The 22,087-nt window shown below is 60.7% G+C and carries 16 protein-coding genes; 9 read left to right on the top strand and 7 right to left on the bottom strand.

Going from position 1 to position 22,087, the window contains the following annotated elements:
- Nucleotides 1-15: 15 nt before the first annotated feature.
- Nucleotides 16-1,917: a beta-galactosidase gene (locus FIV05_RS11435; RefSeq protein WP_152509624.1), complete on the top strand. Its 1,902-nt coding sequence runs from the start codon at nucleotides 16-18 to the stop codon at nucleotides 1,915-1,917.
- 396 nt (nucleotides 1,918-2,313) lie between these two features.
- On the opposite strand, the gene FIV05_RS11430 is transcribed toward FIV05_RS11435, so the two are convergent.
- From FIV05_RS11430 to iolG, 5 genes are all read right to left on the bottom strand, one after another.
- The gene (locus FIV05_RS11430) at nucleotides 2,314-2,991 is read right to left on the bottom strand and encodes a DsbA family oxidoreductase (protein ID WP_152509623.1); all 678 of its coding nucleotides are present in this window, start codon (nucleotides 2,989-2,991) and stop codon (nucleotides 2,314-2,316) included.
- 153 nt (nucleotides 2,992-3,144) lie between these two features.
- Nucleotides 3,145-5,034 (bottom strand): monovalent cation:proton antiporter-2 (CPA2) family protein, encoded by a 1,890-nt coding sequence (locus FIV05_RS11425; protein WP_152509622.1) that lies wholly within the window; start codon nucleotides 5,032-5,034, stop codon nucleotides 3,145-3,147.
- Entirely contained in the window at nucleotides 5,034-5,651 is a 618-nt protein-coding gene (locus tag FIV05_RS11420; protein ID WP_209009944.1) for an NAD(P)H-dependent oxidoreductase, read from the bottom strand. The genes FIV05_RS11425 and FIV05_RS11420 overlap by 1 nt, the downstream gene beginning before the upstream one ends.
- Nucleotides 5,652-5,838: 187 nt before the next feature.
- Nucleotides 5,839-6,972 carry a Gfo/Idh/MocA family oxidoreductase gene (locus tag FIV05_RS11415; RefSeq protein WP_152509621.1) on the bottom strand — a complete coding sequence of 378 codons (1,134 nt, stop codon included), beginning with the start codon at nucleotides 6,970-6,972 and terminating at the stop codon, nucleotides 5,839-5,841.
- A gap of 175 nt (nucleotides 6,973-7,147) precedes the next feature.
- Nucleotides 7,148-8,146 (bottom strand): inositol 2-dehydrogenase, encoded by a 999-nt coding sequence (iolG, locus tag FIV05_RS11410; RefSeq protein WP_152509620.1) that lies wholly within the window; start codon nucleotides 8,144-8,146, stop codon nucleotides 7,148-7,150.
- A 117-nt stretch (nucleotides 8,147-8,263) separates the two neighbouring features.
- Here iolG and FIV05_RS11405 point away from each other — a divergent pair, with 117 nt between their 5' ends.
- The 8 genes from FIV05_RS11405 (at nucleotide 8,264) to iolB (ending at nucleotide 18,005) form a co-directional block, all read left to right on the top strand.
- Nucleotides 8,264-9,130, top strand: a complete 867-nt coding sequence (locus tag FIV05_RS11405) for a MurR/RpiR family transcriptional regulator (RefSeq protein WP_152509619.1) — start codon at nucleotides 8,264-8,266, stop codon at nucleotides 9,128-9,130.
- 145 nt (nucleotides 9,131-9,275) lie between these two features.
- Nucleotides 9,276-10,217, top strand: coding sequence for a sugar ABC transporter substrate-binding protein (locus FIV05_RS11400; RefSeq protein WP_152509618.1), 942 nt, complete (start codon nucleotides 9,276-9,278; stop codon nucleotides 10,215-10,217).
- Nucleotides 10,218-10,386: 169 nt separating this feature from the next.
- Nucleotides 10,387-11,514: an ABC transporter permease gene (locus tag FIV05_RS11395; protein ID WP_152509617.1), complete on the top strand. Its 1,128-nt coding sequence runs from the start codon at nucleotides 10,387-10,389 to the stop codon at nucleotides 11,512-11,514.
- A 1-nt stretch (nucleotide 11,515) separates the two neighbouring features.
- Nucleotides 11,516-12,295: an ATP-binding cassette domain-containing protein gene (locus FIV05_RS11390; RefSeq protein ID WP_152509616.1), complete on the top strand. Its 780-nt coding sequence runs from the start codon at nucleotides 11,516-11,518 to the stop codon at nucleotides 12,293-12,295.
- A 28-nt stretch (nucleotides 12,296-12,323) separates the two neighbouring features.
- Nucleotides 12,324-14,270: a 5-dehydro-2-deoxygluconokinase gene (iolC, locus tag FIV05_RS11385; protein ID WP_152509615.1), complete on the top strand. Its 1,947-nt coding sequence runs from the start codon at nucleotides 12,324-12,326 to the stop codon at nucleotides 14,268-14,270.
- A complete protein-coding gene (gene iolD / locus FIV05_RS11380) occupies nucleotides 14,267-16,111 on the top strand; it encodes a 3D-(3,5/4)-trihydroxycyclohexane-1,2-dione acylhydrolase (decyclizing) (protein WP_152509614.1) in 1,845 nt (614 codons plus the stop codon). Before iolC ends, iolD begins: the two co-directional genes overlap by 4 nt.
- Nucleotides 16,112-16,308: 197 nt before the next feature.
- Nucleotides 16,309-17,205 carry a myo-inosose-2 dehydratase gene (iolE, locus tag FIV05_RS11375; protein ID WP_152509613.1) on the top strand — a complete coding sequence of 299 codons (897 nt, stop codon included), beginning with the start codon at nucleotides 16,309-16,311 and terminating at the stop codon, nucleotides 17,203-17,205.
- Nucleotides 17,202-18,005 (top strand): 5-deoxy-glucuronate isomerase, encoded by an 804-nt coding sequence (gene iolB / locus FIV05_RS11370; RefSeq protein WP_075284837.1) that lies wholly within the window; start codon nucleotides 17,202-17,204, stop codon nucleotides 18,003-18,005. The genes iolE and iolB overlap by 4 nt, the downstream gene beginning before the upstream one ends.
- Nucleotides 18,006-18,423: 418 nt before the next feature.
- Here the strand turns inward: iolB and FIV05_RS11365 are convergent, their stop codons facing one another.
- Both FIV05_RS11365 and FIV05_RS11360 read right to left on the bottom strand, forming a co-directional pair.
- Nucleotides 18,424-20,844, bottom strand: a complete 2,421-nt coding sequence (locus FIV05_RS11365; protein ID WP_209009943.1) for a methyl-accepting chemotaxis protein — start codon at nucleotides 20,842-20,844, stop codon at nucleotides 18,424-18,426.
- A gap of 248 nt (nucleotides 20,845-21,092) precedes the next feature.
- A complete protein-coding gene (locus tag FIV05_RS11360) occupies nucleotides 21,093-22,001 on the bottom strand; it encodes a sugar kinase (protein WP_152509611.1) in 909 nt (302 codons plus the stop codon).
- Between the last annotated feature and the right edge of the window lie 86 nt (nucleotides 22,002-22,087).

Genomic DNA, 22,087 nt, shown 5'->3' with positions numbered 1-22,087 from the left:
CAGTGAGCATCCATCATGAAACGCACTCTCGGAACCTGCTATTATCCGGAACACTGGCCGGAAGAAATCTGGGAAGCTGATGCCCGCCGGATGGCCGAGACCGGGCTGACATGGATCCGCATCGGTGAATTCGCCTGGTCACGCCTCGAGCCCCGCCCGGGTGACTTGCACTTCGAGTGGCTGGACAGGGCCATCGAGACCCTGGGCCGTGCCGGGTTGAAGGTCGTGCTCGGCACACCGACCGCAACGCCGCCGCGCTGGGTTGTCGACAAGCATCCGGACATGGTCGCTGTCGATGCCGACGGCAATCCCCGCAAGTTCGGTTCCCGCCGCCACTACTGCTTTTCACACGAGGGCTTTCGCCAGGAGAGCGACCGGATCGTGAAGCTTGTCGCCGAGCGCTACGGCAACAATCCGCATGTCGCCGCCTGGCAGACCGACAACGAATATGGTTGCCACGACACGATTCTCTCCTATTCGGAGGCTGCCCGAAAAGCCTTCCGGGTCTGGCTGAAGAGCCGCTACGGCTCCATCGAGGCGCTCAACCGCGCCTGGGGCAACGTGTTCTGGTCTATGGAGTATCTCTCCTTTGACGAGATCGACCTGCCGAACCTGACCGTAACCGAACCGAACCCCTCGCACACACTTGCCTTCCGGCGGTTCTCCTCCGATCAGGTGGTTACCTTCAACAAGCGCCAGGTCGATATCATCCGGGCGCATTCCAGCGCACCGATCAGCCACAACTACATGGGCCGGGTAACGGATTTCGACCACTTCAAGGTCGGCGACGATCTCGAGATCGCGACATGGGACAGCTACCCGCTCGGCTTTCTGGAAGACCGTGTCGGCGCGGATGACGCCCATCAGCGGGCCTTCATGCGCCAGGGCGATCCGGACTTCCAGGCCTTCCACCACGATCTTTACCGTGCCGTTGGCAAGGGCCGCTGGTGGGTGATGGAACAACAGCCGGGACCGGTGAACTGGGCCCCCCACAATCCTGCTCCTCTGCCGGGCATGATGCGGCTTTGGGCCTGGGAGGCGTATGCCCATGGCGCCGAGGCCGTGTGCTATTTCCGTTGGCGACAGGCGCCTTTCGCGCAGGAACAGATGCATGCCGGCATGCTGCGCCCGGACAATGCCGATGCACCGGCGCTGCTCGAAGCCCGCAAGGTCGCCGACGAATTGCGCGATGCGCCTGACGTCTCGGCCCCACAGGCATCTGTAGCGCTGATCTTCGACTATGACGCGGATTTCGCCTGGACCACCCAGCCGCACGGCAAGGAGCTTTCCTATTTCCAGCTTGTTTTCGACACCTACAAGGCGCTGCGCAAGCTCGGGCTTTCGGTCGATATCCTGCGCGGCGAAACCCGCGACTTTTCCGGCTACAGGATCGTTGCCCTGCCAGGCCTGATCTACGTGCCGCAGGACCTGAAACAGGTGCTTGCCGAAACCGAAGCGCTGGTGGTGATGGGCCCGCGCACGGCCGCCCGCAACGCAGACATGGTCATTCCCGTGCCGTTGCCGCCAGACATGCCCGGGCTCGACCTTGCGGTCTCACGGGTCGAAAGCCTGCGCCCGGACATGCCGATGCCGCTCAAGGGCGGCGGCGCTTTCACCGGCTACCGCGAGGAACTGGAAGGCGCTGGCGAAGTCATCCTGGAACTGGAAGACGGCCAACCCGCCGCCTACCGCCAGGAACATCTCGTCTATGTCGGCGGCTGGGGTGACGAAACCGTGCTGAAGCACCTCTACACCATGCTGTGCGAAGAAGCCGGGATCGACACGCTCGACCTTACCGGCGGTGTCCGCTGCCGCATGACCGATGGCCTGAGGATCTGGACAAATTACGGCGCCGAACCTGCCGACACACCTGCCGGCCGGATCGAAGCTGCAGGAGTGCTGTTCGAAAAGCTGTAAGGCAAAAGGGGTTCTACCCTGGGAGTGGTTAGATAACCGAGCTCTTCCTCCTCCCCTTCATTGCAGGACTTGAACCTGCAATCCATGCCAAGACAGTGCCGCAAACTAAGGCCTGTCGAGCGAAACCGAAACGGCGTGGATGCCATGGTCGAGCCATGGCATGACGAGTGGGTGGACCGGGTTTGGTAACCGCACCCGTTGGACGTTGATCTGAGCAGAGAAAACCAACAACCGTCCCCACCCCGTCATTTCAGGACTTGATCCTGCAATCCATGCCGAGACAGTGCCGCAAACCTAGACCCGTCGAGCGAAACCGAAACGGCGTGGATGCGATGGTCGAGCCATGGCATGACGAAGAAATTGGACAATCTACAGGTTATCTCCAAGGCTGTGCCGTCAGGCCGCCTTGCCCTTCGTCAGCTCGGTGATGATGGCCGCGAAATTATCGACGCCCTGTGCGCCTGATACCAGGTGCTGACGCTCGAAGATGACAGCCGGAACGCCGTGAATGCCGTTGCCGGTCCAGAACGCTTCTTCCGCGCGAACGGTTTCGGCAAAGCGGCCGTCTTCCAGAACGGCAAGGGCTTCAGCCCGGTCGAGGCCAATGCTTTCAGCCACATCCGCCAGAACCTGATTGTCATTGAGGTCCTTCCGGTCGCCGAAATAGGCCTGGAACAGCGCCATCTTCAACTGGTGTTCCTTGCGGCTTTCACCGGCCCAATGAATCAGCTGGTGCGCCTTGAAGGTGTTCACCATGCGCATGTCGTCGGTGAAGTTGAACTCGAAACCAAGGCTCGCGCCAAGGTCCGTCAGCCGGTCCCGCGCTGCCTGGGACTGCTCCGCGCTGGAGCCGTATTTGCGCATGATGTGTTCGCGCAGGTTCTCTCCCTCGGCAGCCATATCCTGATTGAGTTCAAAAGGATGCCATTTGATGGCAGCCGAAACGCCGGTTCTCGCGATCGCCTGTTCGAGCTGCTTGAAACCGACGATGCACCAGGGGCAGACGACATCGGAAACAATGTCGATCTGCAACACATCATCGAGGCCGGTTGTGTCGGTGTCTTGCGAAGTCATGATTGGTTCCTGTTCCGGCGCAGTCAGCCGCGTGTCTGGCTGGCGCCATTGTCTGTCTTGCCCCGCATATAGGAGCCGCTGCCAGCCGGGGAAAGGCAGCGGTTACCACCGGGAAACCTCGTTCTTTGCTGGAACGCTGCTTTCCGCCCCCCGTCAGAGCGTTGCATCGCCCTTTGGAGGAGGCGTCCAGCCACGTTCCGATCCTTCAGGGCGATCACCGCCCCTGTCGACCTGCATGATTTCGAACAGGGTTTCGGAATGCGCCCGCATGGCGTCGATATAGGAAGTGTCGACGCCACCGTCGTTGAAATTCTCGCGAAGGTCATCGAGCATCGCAATGTCGTGATGACGGAATTCCCTCGCCTTGGTGCGTGCCCGGAACGGATGGTACCCCAGCTCGGTCAAGGCCTGGCGTCCAAGCGCCAGGGCCCCTTCGAAGACCTCCCGCTCGGCACAATGAGCACCGGCATTTTCCAGTTCGTAGACGTGATGCCGGTCGCGGGCACGGGCGAGGATCCGAACATTCGGATAGGTCTTGGCAACGTGTTCCACCAATTCGGTCTGCTTGTCGCGATCATCTAGCGCGGCAACGAAGAGGTCGGCATCGTCCAGCCCGGCACCGTGCAGAAGGTCTGGCCGGGTCGCATCACCATAGAAGGTTCGAATGCCTATCCTGCGCAGGTTTTCGATCGTCTGCGGGTCATGATCGAGAATGATCACGTCATAGCCACTGGTCAGCAGCAGTCGCGAAACGATCTGGCCGAACCGGCCCATGCCCGCGACAACGACCCGGCCGCGCCTGTCGATGACATCCGGTTCCCGATCCGCTTTCGCCAGAGCCCGTGGAGCGACAAATTTTTCGTAGAAGATGAACAACGCGGGTGTCAGCAGCATGGAAATCGCCACCACCAGGGTCATGGTCTTGATCAGCGATGGTTCCAGCACCCCGCTGCCCGAGGCAAATCCGAACAGCACGAAAGCGAACTCCCCTGCCTGTGCCAGTCCGAGCGCGAACAGCCACCGATCTGGCCCTGTGAGGCGAAAGAGGGCTGCAAGCAGGAACAGCACCAGAAACTTGACTGCCATCAAGCCGAGCGCGAGTCCAAGGATCGATAAAGGGGCACCAAACAGCAGGTCGAAATCGATCCCCGCCCCGACCGTCAGGAAGAACAGACCAAGCAACAGGCCCTTGAAGGGTTCGATATCGCTTTCCAGCTCATGACGATAGTCGCTGTCGGACAGGACAACCCCGGCAAGAAAGGTACCGAGTGCCGGCGACAGACCGACAAAATCCATGACTAGGGCAATGCCGATTACGAGCAGCAGCGCAGTTGCCGTAAAGATTTCCCGCAGGCGCGCTTCGGCTATGAACCGGAAGACAGGCCGCAGCAGATGACGCCCTGCCAGAATGATGGCGGCAATTACAGCCAGAATGACAAGAGCCTGTGCCCAGCCCGGCAAGGCCGCCAGAGCTTCGCCACCATGACCGGCACTCTCGCCATGCCCATCCGCGGCTCCTTCCCCGCCATGGCCACTGATGGCAAGCAACGGAAGAAGCGCCAGCATCGGAATGACCGCGATATCCTGGGTCAGCAATACCGAGAAGGAACTCTGCCCACCTTGCGTTTTCAGCCAACCTTTCTCGTTGAGGGTCTGCAAGACGATGGCCGTGGAAGAGAGCGACAGGATCATGCCGAGCGCCAAAGCGCTCTGCCAGTGAAGACCGAACGCCAGACCGGCAGCGGCAAAGACGAGCGCTGTCCCGACAACCTGCAGTCCACCAAGCCCGACAAGCTGTTGACGCATTTTCCAGAGCATGGCGGGCTGCAGTTCCAGCCCGACCAGGAAAAGCATCATCACCACGCCGAATTCGGCAAAATGCTGCACGTCGGCCGCTTCCGATCCGACGATGCCGATGACCGGCCCGATCACCACACCGGCAATCAGATAACCGAGCACGGAGCCAAGGCCGAGCCGGTTGGCAATCGGCACCGCGATGACGGCCGCGCACAGATAGACGAAGGCTTCGCTGAGCAGCGCCATCAGACCGTCTCCCCTGCCAGCAGGAACGCATCCAGGTCATCCGGCAGCACCGGCGCTGCAGCCGCCTTTGCAAGATCCAGCCGATCACGAACCAAAGCATTCAGAAGCTTTCCATAGGCAAGGCGGTGGGCCTCAAACCGGTTTTCCTCCAGTGCCCGCCCGGCCCCGAACAGCGCAAAGGGCGCGAGGTAGCGCATGCCGCAAAGGTCCGCCGTCTTTTCGAACGGGCCCAGCAAGCTGCGCAACTCGGCATGGTTCATGCCCGTTTGCGAATAGGCATCCGGCTTGGCACCGGTCGTAACCGCGTTCAGGAACACCTTGCCATGCAATGCCTTGCCGGCATGACCATAGGCAAAGCCATGTTCCAGCACGAGATCCTGCCACTCCTTCATGATGGCGGGTGCCGAATACCAGTAAAGCGGGTGCTGGAAGACAATCACGTCGTGAGCCCGCAGGCGATCCTGCTCCCGGTCGATATCAATGCTGAAATCCGGATAGTCCGCATAAAGATCAACGGTTGTGATCTCCTTGATCGACCGCGCGATTTCAAACAGCGGCTGGTTCACCTCCGACCTGTGCGGTCGTGGGTGGGCAAAGAAAACGATTACCTTGGCCAAGAGGATCTCCCGGATCTGAGTAAGCCCGCAGAGCCGGCAAGGCCTGCCGAGCACGGCGGACCAACGGTCTGTATTCTCAAGAGTTTGTAGGGATCATCCGCAACAGATAAAGGGCGCGAACAGGAACCGGCCTGTTCGCGCCCATTGAACAATAAAGTAAGCGATAGACAGTGGGATGCTGTCGGCGTCAGTCCGCCCTGGAGACCCGCACCCGGGAGCCCGTCTCTCCGGCCTGGGCGATCGCATGGATCACCGCCTCGAAATGAAGCGCTTCCCGGAAAGACGGCACGGCGTTGCGCCCTTCGGAAATCGCCTTCAGGAACTCATGAACCTCTATCACCTTCAGATCGTTGAACCCGAGCTGATGGCCGGCTGCCGGAACGAATTGCCCATACGGCGGATGAGCTGGCCCGCTGAGCAATGTCTTGAAACCCTGTTCGGCAAGCTCACCCCGGTTCTGGTAGAGGCGGAGTTCGTTCATGCGTTCCTGATCGAAGGTGATCATGCCTTCCGTTCCATGCACCTCGAAGCCGATGTAGCTCTTGCGACCCCAGGCACTGCGCGAGGTCGAGACGACACCATGGACACCGTTTTCGAAGGTCAGCAGCGCAGAAGCGATGTCTTCGTTTTCAACCGGACGCCGCTCGCTTGAGCCATTGCCCATGGGCCGTGTTTCATGAACCGTTCTTGTCTCCGCGATCAGGCTTTCGACCGGTCCGACGAGCGCGGTTGCGAGCGAAATCAGATGGCAGCCAAGATCGCCGAGCGTGCCGAGGCCCGCATCGGCCTTGGTTGCCCGCCAGGTCCAGGCGAGGTCCGGGTCAGCCTGGTAGTCTTCATCGACCATGCCGCGGAAATGCACGATCCGGCCGACGGCGCCATCCGCGATGAGTTTGCGGGCATGCGAAATCGCCGGATTATGCAGGTAGTTGTAGCCGACGATAGTCTTCGCACCTGTTCTTTCGGCAACAGCCAGCATCTGTCTGGCGTCCTCCAGGCCGAGCGCCATCGGTTTTTCCAGATGCACATGCTTGCCGGCCTCGAGCGCGGCAAGCGCCATTTCCTTGTGCACCTTGTTGGGCGTGGTGATGCAGACGATGTCGACCTTCGGATCCGCTATCAGATCTTTCCAGTCGCTCGTTGCCCTTGCAAAGCCGAACTGGTCGGCAAAGGCTTCTGCCTTTTCTGCAGGAACATCGCACAGCACTTCCAGGCGGGTCGCCGGCACATCGCCGAACACCGCTTTCACCGAACCATAGGCAAGCGCATGGCACTTGCCCATGAAACCGGTGCCGATCAATCCGATACCGAGACTTGTCATGTAATCCGATCCTCCCGGAGGTGACGAAGCGGACCGTTCCGCCCTTTAACCTCATCCTGAGGAAGCGCCTTGGCGCTGTCTCGAAGGATGGGCTGCTTGCTCATGAGTTTGCCGCCCATCCTTCGAGACGGACCAGACGGTCCTCCTCAGGATGAGGTCATAGTGGTTCTGACGCTCAGACTTCGTCCATGCCGACGGCGCGGCGTTCGGCGATGGACTTGAGGGCAGCTTCCGCCAGGGCGAGTGCCTTCAATCCGTCCTCGCCACTTGGTGACGGCGCACTACCGGTTTCGATAGCCTCGACGAAAGCGGTGATTTCAGCCGCATAGGCTTCCGTGTAGCGGGTCATGAAGAAATCATGCAGCGGCGGACGTGTGTATCCGGCTTCGGTTGCCACTTCGATGGATACCGGACGCTGGTTTTCCGCACTCACCACACCCTTGGAGCAATGCACTTCGATGCGCTGGTCGTAGCCATAGGTTGCCCGGCGGGAATTGGAGATGGAGCATTGCTTGCCGGACGCCGTCGTCAGCACCACCATGGCGCTGTCGTAATCGCCAAGCTTGCCGATTTCCGGATCGACCAGAACCGACGCCGTCGCGTAGACGGTCGTGACTTCATCGCCGAGCAGGAACCGGGCCATGTCGAAATCATGAATGGTCATGTCACGGAAGATGCCGCCGGACGACGTAATGTAGGATGGCGGCGGCGCACCCGGATCGCGCGAGGTGATCTGCACCATCTCCACGTCGCCTATGCGGCCTTCATCGATGGCCGCGCGCACGGCGCGGAAATGCGGATCGAAACGGCGGTTGAACCCCAGCATCAAGGTTGCGCCAAGGTCTTCTACCGTCTTCAGGCAGGCTTTCACCCGGTCCAGCGACAGATCGACCGGCTTCTCGCAGAAGATCGCCTTGCCTGCGCGTGCGAACTTTTCGATCAGATCGGCATGGGTGTCGGTCGGCGTGCAGATGATCACCGCGTCGACATCGCCGGCGGCAGCGATCTCGTCGATCGTGCTGACACGGGCGCCATAGGCGGCTGCAAGCGTTTCGGCGGCTTCCGGGAAGGCGTCCGCAACAGCGACGAGCGTCGCGCCGGCGGCCGCGCCAACGGCCTTTGCGTGCACTTTACCGATACGTCCAGCCCCAAGCAGGGCGACATTGACGGCCATGATACTTCCTCCCGGATGACATGTGGCAGAGCGGTTTGAACCAGCGCTTGCCAATTTAGAATAAAAATTCCAAAATCATTTTCGACGGAATGTGTCAAGCCGGAAAAGAAGAAGACAATGAATGACGCCTCGCCCGATCCAGAAAATGAACCCAATCTCGCCACCGCCGAAATCCTTGCGCCGCCGCAATCGATCGATGCGTTTTTTGCCCGGCTCGGCAGCACCGCCGAGAGACTGCCCAAGCGCCTGAAACAATTCGCGAACTACATCGCCGCCAATCCGGACAAAGTGGCAGTTTCCACGGTTGCCGAACTTGCCGAAGGCGCCGAAGTTCAGCCATCCGCCGTCATGCGTTTCTGCCAGGAAATGGGCTTCTCCGGTTTTTCGCAAATGCAGAAACTGTTCCGCTCGGACTATTCCCAGAAATGGCCGGACTACGCCACCCGCCTCGCCAAACTGCGCGAGCACGGCACCGAGTCCCCTTCTGCCCTCCTTGCCGAATTCGTCGAGGTTGGCCGTTCTTCACTGGAAAACCTGCTGACAACCGTCGACCCGACCGCACTTCAACAGGCGGTCGATGTGCTGGCCCGTGCCGAAACGATTCACATGATCGGCTTCCGCAGGGCCTTCCCGGTCACGTCGTATCTTGCCTATGCCTTCGAAAAGATGGACGTGCCGGCGGTTCTCCATTCAGGCATCGCCAACATCAACATGGAACACCTGATCCGGCCGAACGACGCGGTAATCGCGGTGACCTTCGCCCCGTACACGGAAATGACCATCGACATGGCCACCAAGGCCCGCGCCAGCGGCGCTGACATTGTCGCGATTACGGATGTCGTGACCAGCCCGCTCGCACGCCTGAAGGCAATCCAGCTACTGGTCTCGGAACTGGACGTAGGCGCGTTCCGGGCGCTGTCCGCAAGTCTCTCGCTGGCCATTGCCCTGGCCGTTTCCGTGGGGGCTCAACGGAACAGGCTGTGATTTTTCTGGAAAAAATCTGTTGCGCTTCGATAAAAATGGAATTTATATTCCAAATGCGGCAACGGTGAACCCGAGCCGCCACAGACTTCTGATGACGCGGGTGGGATTGTTCGAGGCCCGCGGTCCACGTTCTGGGAGGAACACCATGAAGAAGACACTTATTGCAATGGCGGCTGCCGCCGTTGCCTTTACCGGCCTTGCCGCTCCGGCCTCCGCTGAAGGCGAACGTTTCGTTCTGGTCAGCCATGCTCCGGACAGCGACAGCTGGTGGAACACGATCAAGAACGCCATCACCGTTGCCGGTGGCCAGATGGGCGTTGAAGTGGAATACCGCAACCCGCCGACAGGTGATCTTGCCGACATGGCTCGCATCATCGAACAGGCTGCTGCGTCCAACCCGAACGGCATCATCGCGACGATCGCCGACTATGACGTTCTGAGCGGCCCGCTGTCCAACGCGGTTGCCAAGGGCATTCCGGTCATCACCATCAACTCCGGCACTGAAGAGCAGTCCAAGAAAATCGGCGCTCTGATGCATGTCGGCCAGCCGGAATACGATGCCGGCAAGGGTGCAGGCGAAAAGGCCAAGGCGGCCGGCGTCACCAGCTTCCTTTGTGTGAACCACTACATCACCAACCCGGCTTCGGTTGAACGTTGCCAGGGCTATGCTGATGCACTGGGCGTCGAACTGGGTGGCCAGATGATCGACAGCGGCCAGGACCCGGCTGAAATCAAGTCCAAGGTCATGGCCTACCTGCAGGGCAACCCGGACACCAATGGCGTCCTGACCCTCGGCCCGACCTCTGCACATCCGACGCTGGCTGCGCTGGAAGACATGGGCAAGTCCGGCACCATCCACTTCGGCACCTTCGACCTTTCCGGCGAAATTGCTGAAGCCATCAAGGGCGACGTGATTGCCTTTGCCATCGACCAGCAGCCTTACCTGCAAGGCTACCTGCCGGTCGTCATCCTGACGAACCTGGCTCGTTACGGCGTGGTTCCGGGCAACTCCATCAACTCCGGCCCGGGTTTCGTGACCAAGGGCAACATTGCCCTGGTGGAAAAGTACGCCGGCGAATACCGCTAAGCTGAAGGGCCGCCAAACGCGGCCTTGTGGAGAGGCGGCCTTCCGCCTCTCCCTTGCAACTGACACGCTCGCGCACCCCGAAGGGTAAGCGCTGAATTCCAGAACACTGTTCTGCGGCCGGGCCGCATACTGGACGCGGCCGGCCACCCCGGCACGCAGGAGGAGACCTATGGCTGAGACAAAATCGGCAGCCGCCCCTCAGAAAGACGAGCGCATCCGCGAAATGTCGCCCATGCGCAAAGCCCTGATCCGCCCGGAGCTGGGCGCGATCTGCGGCACCATTCTCGTATTCATGTTCTTCCTCGGCATCGCCAGCGACAGCGGCATGTTTGCCCCGGAAGGCATCATCAACTGGGGCACAGTCTCTGCCCAGTTCGCCATCATCGCCGTCGGCGCCTGCCTTTTGATGATCGCAGGCGAATTCGACCTCTCCGTCGGCTCGATGATCGGCTTCTCCGGCGTCATCATCGCGCTCTTCACTGTTCAGTGGGGGTTCCCCGCGTGGTTCGGTATCCTGGTCGCATTTGCCATGGCGCTGGCCATCGGCGGGCTCAACGGATACCTGGTCATCAAGACCGGCCTGCCCTCCTTCATCGTCACCCTCGCCTTTCTCTACATTCTGCGCGGTCTGACGATCTTCATTTCCATCGCCACCACCCGCAAGACCATCATCGGCGGCGTGCGTGAAGCGGCGGAAGGTGACCCGATCGCCTGGCTTTTCGGCGGCAAGGTCTTTTCCGGCCTCTTTGTCTGGCTGGCCGATCTCGGCATTGTCGGCAAGTTCGTTGCCGGCCCGAAAGCAGGACTGCCGGTGGTCGAAGGCATTCCGATGCTGATGATCTGGGCGATCATCCTGATCGTGTTCGGCCATGTCCTGCTCACCCGCACCCGCTTCGGCAACTGGATCTTCGCCGCCGGCGGCGACGCCCAGGCTGCCCGCTACGTCGGCGTGCCCGTGAACCGGGTCAAGATCCTGATGTTCATGTTCTCCGCCTTCTGCGCCACAATTTTCGCCACCTGTCAGGTGATGGAATTCGGCTCGGCTGCAGCCGACCGCGGCCTCCTGAAGGAATTCGAAGCCATCATTTCCGTGGTGATCGGCGGCGCACTTCTCACCGGCGGCTACGGTTCGGTGGTAGGCGCGGCGCTTGGCGCACTGATCTTCGGCGTCGTTCAGCAAGGCCTCTTCTTCGCCGGGGTCGAAAGCTCGCTCTTCCGGGTTTTCCTCGGCGTTATCCTGCTGCTCGCCGTGATCCTCAACACCTACATCCGCCGCATGATCACGGGGGAACGCTAAGATGTCCGACAACCTCATCGAACTCGTCGATATCGAAAAACACTTCGGCCCGGTGATCGCCCTCAATGGTGTCTCCGTTTCCGTCAAGGCCGGTGAATGCCACTGCCTTCTGGGCGACAACGGCGCGGGCAAGTCCACCTTCATCAAGACCATGTCCGGCGTCCACAAGCCGACCAAGGGCAAGATCCTGATGGAAGGCAAGGAAGTCAGCTTCAACAGCCCGCGGGACGCCATGGAAGCCGGCATCGCGACCGTCTACCAGGACCTGGCGATGATCCCGCTGATGTCGGTCACCCGGAACTTCTGGATGGGCCGCGAACCGCAAAGGCGCTTCGGCCCGTTCAAGTTCTTCGATTTTTCCGAAGCCAACGAAGTCACCATGACAGAGATGTCCAAGATGGGCATTCACCTGCGCTCGCCCGACCAGGCGGTCGGCACATTGTCGGGCGGTGAACGCCAGACGGTCGCCATCTCGCGCGCCGTCTTCTTCGGAGCCAAGGTGCTGATCCTCGACGAGCCCACATCTGCCCTGGGTGTGCGTCAGACCTCCAACGTGCTGGCGACGATCGACAAGGTCCGCCAAAAAGGCATCGGCGTTGTCTTCATCACCCACAACGTGCGCCATGCCATGGCCGTGGGCGACAGGTTCACGGTGCTCAACCGCGGCAAGACGCTTGGCACCGCAGAGCGCGGAGACATAAAAGCGGAAGAACTTCAGGACCTGATGGCCGGTGGCCAGGAACTGGCGGAACTGGAAGGTTCCCTCGGCGGCACCATCTGACGGGCTGAATCAAAAACGGAATGTGCACGTGAAGAAACTCGATGTCATCACGATAGGCCGCTCGTCGGTCGACCTCTACGGAGCCCAGGCTGGCGGCCGTCTGGAGGACATGGCGTCCTTCAACAAGTATATCGGCGGCTCGCCCACCAACATGGCCTGCGGCACGGCTCGGCTCGGCCTGAAATCCGCGCTGATCACCCGCGTCGGTGACGAACACATGGGCCGTTTCATCCGCGAGGAACTGGAACGGCACGGTGTCGACACACAAGGCGTGATCACCGACAGGGAGCGGCTCACCGCGCTTGTGCTGCTCGGCATCCGCGACCAGGAACAGTTCCCGCTGATCTTCTACCGCGAGAACTGCGCCGACATGGCTCTTGGCGAAGGTGACATCGATCCTGCATTCATTGCCTCCGCCAAGGCCGTGGTCGCCACGGGCACACACCTCAGCCATCCGCAGACGGAAGCTGCCGTTCTGAAGGCATTGAGGCTTGCCCGCGAAAACGGCAGCCGTACCGCGCTCGACATCGACTACCGCCCCAACCTCTGGGGCCTGTCAGGCCACGGCGACGGCGAGAACCGCTTCATAGCCTCCGACAAGGTGACGGCCAAGCTGCAGTCGACGCTGCATCTCTTCGACCTGATCGTGGGTACGGAAGAGGAGTTCCACATTGCCGGTGGAACCACCGACACGGTCGAGGCACTGCGCAACGTGCGAAAGGTGTCGGGTGCGACGCTGGTCTGCAAGCGCGGGCCGATGGGGGCAACCGCCTTCGAAGGCGCGATCCCCGACAGCCTCGACGAGGGCATTTCCGGTCCCGGATTTCCGATCGAGGTGTTCAATGTGCTGGGGGCCGGCGACGGCTTCATGTCCGGGCTGCTGAAAGGCTGGATCACCGGAGAAGACTGGGTCACGGCCCTGACCTATGCCAACGCCTGCGGCGCGTTTGCCGTCTCCCGGCACGGCTGCACGCCGGCGTATCCGAGCTGGGAAGAGCTGCAGTTCTTCCTGAAACGGGGCGTGAAGGACAAGGCCCTGCGCAAGGACCCGGAACTGGAACAGATCCACTGGTCCACAAACCGGCACCGGCTGCACGGCGGCGACTGGTCGACCATGCGTGTCTTTGCCTTCGACCACCGTATTCAGCTCGAACAGATGGCCGATACGGCCAATGCCGATCACGAGCGGATCGGATCGTTCAAGAAACTCTGCCTCGACGCGGCTCTTTCGGTCGCGGACGGCCAGCCGGGCTATGGCATTCTGTGCGACAGCCGACATGGCCGTGAGGCGCTTTATCGGGCCGCCGGAACCGGGCTTTGGATCGGTCATCCGGTGGAGTGGCCTACCTCCCGGCCACTGACACTGGAACCGGAAATCGGTCCGGATTTCGGCGGCCTGGCCGAATGGCCGACAGAGCATGTGGTCAAGGTGTTGTGCTTCTATCATCCGCACGACACCGACGCGATGAAGGCCGAGCAGGAAGATGTCCTGAAGCGACTGTTTGCCGCCTGCCGCCGCAACCGGCTGGAAATGCTGCTGGAGGTCATCCCCTCCAAGGTCGGCCCGGTAGATAGCGACACCACCGCCGACATTATCCGGCGCTGCTACGAGATCGGCATCTATCCGGACTGGTGGAAGCTGGAACCGATGACGTCCACCGAGGCCTGGGCAAAAGCCTGTGCCGCTATCACCGAAAACGATCCTTATACCCGCGGCATCGTGGTGCTCGGCCTCGATGCGCCGGTGGAAGAGCTGGCCGCAAGCTTTGCGGAAGCCGCCCGTTTCCCGCTGGTCAAGGGCTTTGCCGTCGGCCGGACTATTTTCGCGGACGCAGCGCGCAAATGGCTCGCCGGCGAATTGACAGACGAGGCTGCCGTCGCCGACATGCTGACCCGCTTCGACAGCCTGTGTCGCATCTGGGATGATGCCCGCGCGCAGGCACGCGTCAACGAACCTCAAGGAATTCCCGCATGACCGGCACAATCCGCCTTACTGCCGCGCAGGCCATGGTGCGGTATATCTCCGCGCAGATGACCGAGGACGGTGAGCGTTTCATCGACGGCATCTGGGCGATCTTCGGCCACGGCAATGTTGCCGGTCTGGGCGAAGCGCTGGAGCAGGCCGGCAACGCCCTGCCGACCTGGCGCGGCCAGAACGAACAGACCATGGCCCACACAGCTATCGCCTATGCCAAGGCCAAGAAGCGCACACGGGCGATGGCGGTCACCTCGTCGATCGGCCCCGGCGCCACCAACATGGTGACCGCCGCAGCCCTTGCCCATGTCAACCGCCTGCCGGTGCTGCTGATCCCCGGCGATGTCTTTGCCAACCGCGCACCCGACCCGGTGCTGCAGCAGGTCGAGGATTTCGACGACGGCACGGTTTCGGCCAATGACTGCTTCCGCCCGGTATCGCGCTACTTCGACCGCATCAGCCGCCCGGAACACCTGCTGACGGCCCTGCCGCGCGCCTTCCGCGTGATGACCGACCCGGTCAACTGCGGCCCGGTGACCCTGGCCTTCTGCCAGGACACGCAGGCAGAAGCCTTCGATTATCCGGCAAGCTTCTTCGAGCCGAAGGTCTGGCGCATCCGACGCCCGGAACCGGACAGCCGGGACATCGCCGATGTTGTCGCCCTCATCAAATCCGCGAAGAACCCGGTTCTGGTCTGCGGCGGCGGCGTTGTCTATTCGCAGGCTGAAGATACTCTTGGCGCGTTTGCGACCAGGCATGGCATTCCGGTGATCGAGACCCAGGCGGGCAAGTCGGCGCTGGCGCAGTCTCATCCGATGAACTTCGGCACCGCCGGGGTCGACGGCTCGGCCTGCGCCAACGAGATTGCCGAAAGCGCGGATCTCGTGATCGGTATCGGCACCCGCTTCCAGGACTTCACCACCGGCTCCTGGGCGCTCTTCAAGAAACCCGGCCGCAAGCTCGTCTCCATCAACGTTCAGGGCTACGACGCCCTGAAGCATGGCGCCGTCGGTGTCATCGGCGATGCGAAGGTGTCTCTGGAGAAGATCTCAGCTGCACTCGGCGCGGAGACAAAATCGGCCTTCAATCCGCAGTCCCGTGTCGACTGGCTGGCCAAGGTCGATGCCCACTGCAGTGCACGGACCGATGTGCCCGAAGGCTACCTGCCGCTCGACGCCGAGGTTATCGGCGCGGTGCAGCGGGCGTCTTCGGAAAAAACCATCGCCATGTGCGCGGCCGGCACCATGCCGGGCGCCCTGAAGCTTCTGTGGCAGGCGCCGCAGGGCGGCTATCACATGGAATACGGCTATTCCTGCATGGGCTACGAGATTGCCGGTGCCATGGGCATCAAGCTGGCGCAGCCGGAGCGGGATGTCGTCTGCTTCGTCGGTGACGGATCCTACATGATGGCCAACTCGGAACTGGCGACCGCCGTCATGCGGCGGGTGCCGTTCACGGTGGTGCTCACCGACAACCGCGGCTACGGCTGCATCAACCGGCTGCAAATGGGCACCGGTGGCAACCAGTTCAACAACCTCTATCAAAACTGCAACGTCGAGGCGCAGCCGGACATCGACTTCGTTGCCCACGCGGCCGCCATGGGCGCCCACGCGGTAAAGGCGAAGGACATCGCCGATCTGGAAGCGCAGATCCTCGCCGCAAAGGACCGGGCCATTCCGGCGGTGATCGTCATCGACACGGACCCGATGCACGGGCCGGGCGAGAACGGTGGCGGTCACTGGTGGGACGTCGCCGTGCCGGAGGTCTCCGAACGGACCGAAGTCAACAAGGCCCGTGAGGGCTATGTCGACGCGCTGAAGCACCAGAACCTGGTCGATTGAGGGAGAGGCACCGCAGCACACCGATTTCCTCTCTCAAGACCTCATCCTGAGGAGGACCATCAGGTCCGTCTCGAAGGATGGGCGGCAATTCCGAACAAGTGGCCCATCCTTCGAGACAGCGCTGAAGCGCTTCCTCAGGATGAGGTTCGAAAGTTACGATCAACTCCAACGCTCCGATGCGTTACAGGACAACAGCCATGATCCTTTACGGCACCAACCCGATCGCCTGGGCCAATGATGACGACCAGACCCTTGGCGCACATATTCCGACCGAGCAAATCCTGTCGGAAGCTTCCGAAATCGGCTTCGACGGTATCGAGAACGGCCACCGCTGGCCGAACGATCCGGAAGAGCTGAAACAGCTTCTGGGCGGCCATGGCCTCAAGTTCATTTCCGGCTGGTACTCGCTCAACCTGCTTGCCCAGTCGGTCGAGGCCGAAAAGAAGGCCATTCAGCCGCATCTGGACAAGCTGAAGCACAATGGCTGCAAGGTCTGCATTGCCTGCGAGACCTCCAACACCATTCAGGGTTCCCAGGTCGACATCAACACCAGCCCGGTCCTGACCGCAGAAGAGATGAAAGCCTTCGGCGCCAAGATCGAGGAACTTGCCGCCTTCTGCGCAAGCCAGGGCATCGACCTTGTCTACCACCACCACATGGGCACTGTGGTCGAGACACCGGCGGAAATCGACGCTTTCATGGATGCCACCGGCCCGGCGACCAAGTTGCTGTTCGATGCCGGTCATTGCTATTTCGGCAGCAATGGTCAGGATCCGGCGCCGGTTCTGGAAAAACACGCTGCCCGCGTGAAGCATTTCCATGCCAAGAACGTTCGGCCTGCCGTGATGAAGGATATCCGCGAAGACAAGAAGTCCTTCATGGACGGCGTCCGTGCCGGCGTCTTCACCGTACCGGGTGACGAGGAAGGCGGCGTTGATTTCAAACCTCTTCTCCAGATCCTGAAGGACACCGGCTACGAAGGCTGGATCGTTATCGAGGCAGAGCAGGACCCGGAAGTCCGCAATCCGTTCCAGTATCAGAGCCTCGGCCTCAAGACCCTCAAGCAACTCGCAAAGGAAGTGGATTTGACATGAGCCATCTTCTCGTCAAACCGTCCGGCACCTCCGGCAAGGTGCACGACATCACGCCTGAAAGCGCCAGGTGGGGCTATGTCGGCTTCGGCCTGTATCATCTGGAAGCGGGACAGTCGGCCTCGGAAGAAACCGGTGACAAGGAAGTCATCCTTGTCCTGGTTGAAGGCAAGGCGTCGATTTCCGCTGGAGATGAAAGCTTTGGTGAGCTGGGCGACCGGATGAGCGTTTTCGAGCGCAAGAAGCCGCACTGCGTCTATGTGCCCAACGGCAGCAGCTGGTCCGCAACGGCAACAACCGACTGCGTTCTGGCGGTCTGCACCGCCCCCGGCAAGGGCAACTACAAGGCCCGTGTGATCACGGACATCGGCCAGGTGGAACGTGGCAAGGGTGCAAACACCCGCTATATCCACCCGATTGCGATGGAAGAAAGCGATATCGCCGACAGCCTGCTGGTGACGGAAGTGTTCACACCCCAGGGCAACTGGTCGTCCTACCCGCCGCATCGGCACGACGAAGACAATTTTCCGGACATGACCTATCTGGAAGAGACCTACTACCACCGCCTGAACCCGAAACAGGGTTTCGGGTTCCAGCGCGTTTTCACCGAGGACGGCGAGCTGGACGAGACGATGGCTGTGGCCGATGGCGACGTGGTGCTGGTTCCCAAGGGCCATCACCCCTGCGGCGCACCCTACGGCTACGAGATGTATTATCTGAACGTCATGGCCGGCCCGATGCGCAAGTGGCGCTTCCAGAACCATCCGGATCACGACTGGATCGCCCAACGGGACGCTGGATAGGCTCAAGCAGCTGAGACTGAGCAAGTGGCCCATCCTTCAAGACGGGCCTTTGGCCCTCCTCAGGATGAGGGTCGTGCATGATGAGGACAGGGAAAGGCGCCAACAGCACCGTTCCTTTCCCCCTCATCCGTCATCCCGGACGCAGCGAAGCGAAGATCCGGGATCGGGGCGCCAGGGCCTTTCCATCTGGTGCCAACAGAAATGGCAGCGGGCTCGGAGGTTCCCCGGTCCCGGCTCGCGCTGCGCTTGGCCGGGATGACGACGGAGAGGTCTTTCTTGAAAAGAGGCCGCCAACGGCACCTTTCATTTTCCCCTCACCCTTCATCCCAGACGCAACGGATCGGATCGGTGAACCAAGGCTTTCGTCAACAAAAAAGGGCGCCAAAAGGCGCCCTTTTCGTTTCCTGAGATTGCCGTCTTAGGCGGCGATGAGAATGTGGCTCTCTGCTAGCTGTTCGGCGAATTCGACGCCGCAGCCTGCTCCTGTCTGGCGCACGACCTTGCCTTGCAGCACGGTGCCATCCAGGAATTCCAGCGTCATGCGCTCGCCAATCGGCAGGTCGGTCATATCCAGGATCTGCGCACCGGTGACACTGACGTCGATCAGCTGCGCGGTGCGCTTGCGACCGTCCGCGAAGGTAATGGCAACATCCTCGGATATCGCCTTGCGCACCGAACGTCTCCGGTCCTCGACGTCCTTCGTGACGTCCGCCAGGAACTTCTCGACCTCGCGGGCAAGGCTGTCGCTTGCCTCCGAAACCAGGTCGGACGCGGTGTTGACCGATCCGGCTTCCGTCGACGTTTGTTCAACTGCACCGGAAACAGACGACATGCTGCTGGCTGCATTGCCTGTGCTGTCGCTGGCAGAACGAGCCGAGCGCGCGATTTCCTGGTTTGCCGCCCGCTGTTCCTCGATAGCCCCTGCCACGGAACTGGTCAGGTTCTTGATGTCGGACACCTTCTCGGCAATGTGCTCGATGGCACCCGCTGCATCGCGAACCGAGGACTGGATTCCTGAAATCCGGCCGGAGATCTCGTCCGTCGCCTTGGAGGTCTGCTCTGCAAGCTGTTTGACTTCCGATGCCACGACCGCAAAACCGCGACCGGCTTCACCCGCACGGGCAGCCTCGATGGTGGCATTGAGCGCCAGAAGGTTTGTCTGCTCTGCGATATCGCGAATGAGATTGACCACGCTGCCGATATGTTCGGCAGCTTCCGACAGCGTCTGAACGTTGCGGTTGGTCTGTTCCGCCGCTTCCACGGTCTCCAGAACGATGCGGGTGGTGGCTTCGGTCTGATTCGCGATTTCCTGAACCGTGGCCGTCATTTCTTCTGTTGCGGCGGCAACGGCGGCGACGTTTTCAGAAGCGCTGATGGAGGCGTGGCCTGCCTGATCGGATTCAGACTTGGCATTGGTTGCAAGGTCTTCCAGCGTTGAAGCTGCCCCCCGCATCCGTTCCATCTGGTCGGACACGGTTGCCAGGCGATCAGTCATGATCGACTTGAAGTCCGTGATCACCCCTTCCAGGAAAGCCTGGCGCTGGCGTTCCCTGTCACGTTCGTTGCGGGCCTGGTCTTCAAGATGACGGCGCTGAATGGCGTTTTCCTTGAAGATCGCCACAGCCTTGAACATGTCGCCAATCTCGTCGCCCCGCTCGGAACCGTCCGTCTCTACGCGCGTGTCCCCATCGGCAAGCCGGTTCATGGCGGAAACCACCATGTTGATCGGCTTTGTTACGGAGCGAGCTGCAAAGAAGCCAAGGGCAGCGGCAATCGCAAGCAAGGCGAGCCCGGCGAGGACCATCCGGTTGCGCATATCTGTCAGCGGGGTAACGGCTTCTGCATAAGGCTGCATGGCGACGATGGCGAAGTTCTTGCCCTGGTAGGTGAACTTCTCCGCTTCAACGTCCATCAGTTCGTCACCAAAGTAGGTAGACATGCCGAAGGCGCTGCCTTCCGCGAAGGCCTTGTCGATGACGGGCCCACTCAGTTCCGTAGCCAGAATATCGTTCTTGTCGGCAGTGAGCGGCGTGTCATTGCGCATCATGCGATCTTCGCCGATCAAAGCCAATTCACCGGTTTCTCCAAGCCCGAGACCACTACTCATGAGGGAATTGATCTTGTCGATCGGCATCTGGAAGGCCACTACGCCAACCGTTTCTGCATTCACGTGAATGGGGTGCGCCATGAAGCTGGCGGGGGCGTCGAAGCTCGGTTTATAGGCGGCAAAATCCTCAAAGGCGACTTCGTCCTCGGCGGTGATCGCCATCGCCTTGCGATAGACTTCGCCGAGGTCGGTATCCGCCCACTGGCCACCACCCTTTTCGAAATTCGTGGCGTAATCCAGTTCCTTGAAGACCGTGTAGACGAGGTTGCCCTTGGCGTCGAACAGGAACACGTCGTAATAGCCCTGGTCCTGCTGCAGTTTTCGGAACCAGGGGTGATACTTGGCGTGCACCTCGTCGTAAGCCGACCCGGTCTCGGCCCGGTCGAGCTTGTGTTTCTCGCCGGTCGGATGCGGGTTGCCGGTGATATACGCAGCTTGCAGTTCTTCCTGCGGATTGCCGCCGTACATTTTCCAGAAATCCCAGACGGAGGCGAACTCCTGGACAGCGGCTGCTGTGCCAGGGTGCTCAGCCGTCAGAATGAGTTCGCGTTCGATCGCCTGCAGATAGGCGACTGTTTCCTTTTCGCCAGTCTCGGCAGCCGTCTGAAGGCGTTCCTTCGTCAGTTCTTTCACGATCACAGAAGACGTGAGGTAGCTTTCTACACCGACACCGATGCCAACCACCGCAGCGGCGCCCAAAACCAGCGCCGGAATCTTTTTAGACAAACGCATGCCTGAGAACATTCGTACCCCCCATCAGATGGCCCGTTCAGCCAACGATCAAAACCGAACGTAGGGTAAGGACAAGGAGCGAATGAAAGCTTAATTTCATCGCATAAAGTTATTTACGGGCAAATAATCGCGAAAGAATTCGGAGCCGCTCCTAAATCATACTGTCAATAATCGCAATATATTCTCTTGTGGGTTGAACGCCTCTTCTTGAAGCAATCAATCACCAGTCGAATCATACGCACTTACCCTTAGGCAGTTTCGAGACAGGCAACGAGGGCACCACGGTGCTGGATCACCTTGCCGGCGAGACTTGCACCGGCATCAACGCTTGCCGGGACGTCGCCCCCCGAAAGATATTTCGCAAGAAACGCGGCATTGAAGCTGTCACCGGCTGCAGTCGTATCGACAATGCTGGAAACCGGCGCTGGCTGGAAAGCCTGCCGGGAAACGGCATCCGCGCAGATCACCTCTTCCGGCCCGTTCTTGACCACAACCATGCCTGCCCCTGCAGCCAGATAGCGGTCGGCGCTGACGTCTGGCGTTGCATCACCGAAATGGGCCAGTTCGTCCTCGAAGGACGGCATCAGGAAATCACAGCAGCCGGCAGCTTCCGTAACACTTGCCCGCATGGTGTCCGCGTCTTCCCAAAGACGCGGACGCAGGTTTGGGTCGAACGCCGTTTTGGCACCGGCTTTTCGCGCGGTTCTGAGTGCGTCCAGAAATTTTGCCCGATCTTCCGGTGGAAGGATCGCAAGGGTAATCCCGCTGAAGTAGATCAACCCCGCACCACTAAGCGCAGATGCAAGATGTGTCCCGTCCGCGGCAAGACACCGGGCTGCCGATTGCGATCGCCAGTATGCGAAGCTGCGTTCGCCGTCCTTCAGCTGGATCATGTAGAGGCCGACCGTCCGGTCGTCCCGCTTCTGGATGGCAGCCGTCTCCAGGTCTGATCCTTTCAGGAAAGAAAGCATCTGCTCCGACACCTGATCGCGGCCGACCGCAGTGTAATAGCCGACAGTCCAGTCGGCAGGCAGGCATTTGCGCGCATACCAGGCGGTGTTGAGCGTATCGCCGGCAAACCCCATGGCATAGGTGCCCTCACCCGTTGGTGCCATCTCGACCATACATTCGCCAATGGCAAGGAATTTGAGTGACACGGCGGGGCTCCTCGATGCTCGGGGATCAGAAAAACTTAAGGCGAAAACCCCGCAGAAAACCGGGATTTAAATCCATTAGCATAAAA

The sequence above is a fragment of the Labrenzia sp. THAF191a genome (assembly GCF_009363335.1).
GTDB lineage: Bacteria > Pseudomonadota > Alphaproteobacteria > Rhizobiales > Stappiaceae > Roseibium > Roseibium algicola.
This window is presented reverse-complemented; position numbering and strand designations above follow the sequence as displayed.

Bases quoted from the DNA above. Each gene is read 5' to 3' on its own strand.
- FIV05_RS11395 (WP_152509617.1), top strand. From the start codon at position 10,387: ATGGCTGAGACAAAATCGGCAGCCGCCCCTCAGAAAGACGAGCGCATC.
- FIV05_RS11430 (WP_152509623.1), bottom strand. From the start codon at position 2,991: ATGACTTCGCAAGACACCGACACAACCGGCCTCGATGATGTGTTGCAG.
- iolG (WP_152509620.1), bottom strand. From the start codon at position 8,146: ATGGCCGTCAATGTCGCCCTGCTTGGGGCTGGACGTATCGGTAAAGTG.
- iolB (WP_075284837.1), top strand. From the start codon at position 17,202: ATGAGCCATCTTCTCGTCAAACCGTCCGGCACCTCCGGCAAGGTGCAC.
- FIV05_RS11390 (WP_152509616.1), top strand. From the start codon at position 11,516: ATGTCCGACAACCTCATCGAACTCGTCGATATCGAAAAACACTTCGGC.
- FIV05_RS11415 (WP_152509621.1), bottom strand. From the start codon at position 6,972: ATGACAAGTCTCGGTATCGGATTGATCGGCACCGGTTTCATGGGCAAG.
- iolD (WP_152509614.1), top strand. From the start codon at position 14,267: ATGACCGGCACAATCCGCCTTACTGCCGCGCAGGCCATGGTGCGGTAT.
- iolE (WP_152509613.1), top strand. From the start codon at position 16,309: ATGATCCTTTACGGCACCAACCCGATCGCCTGGGCCAATGATGACGAC.
- FIV05_RS11400 (WP_152509618.1), top strand. From the start codon at position 9,276: ATGAAGAAGACACTTATTGCAATGGCGGCTGCCGCCGTTGCCTTTACC.
- FIV05_RS11425 (WP_152509622.1), bottom strand. From the start codon at position 5,034: ATGGCGCTGCTCAGCGAAGCCTTCGTCTATCTGTGCGCGGCCGTCATC.
- FIV05_RS11405 (WP_152509619.1), top strand. From the start codon at position 8,264: ATGAATGACGCCTCGCCCGATCCAGAAAATGAACCCAATCTCGCCACC.
- FIV05_RS11435 (WP_152509624.1), top strand. From the start codon at position 16: ATGAAACGCACTCTCGGAACCTGCTATTATCCGGAACACTGGCCGGAA.
- FIV05_RS11365 (WP_209009943.1), bottom strand. From the start codon at position 20,844: ATGCGTTTGTCTAAAAAGATTCCGGCGCTGGTTTTGGGCGCCGCTGCG.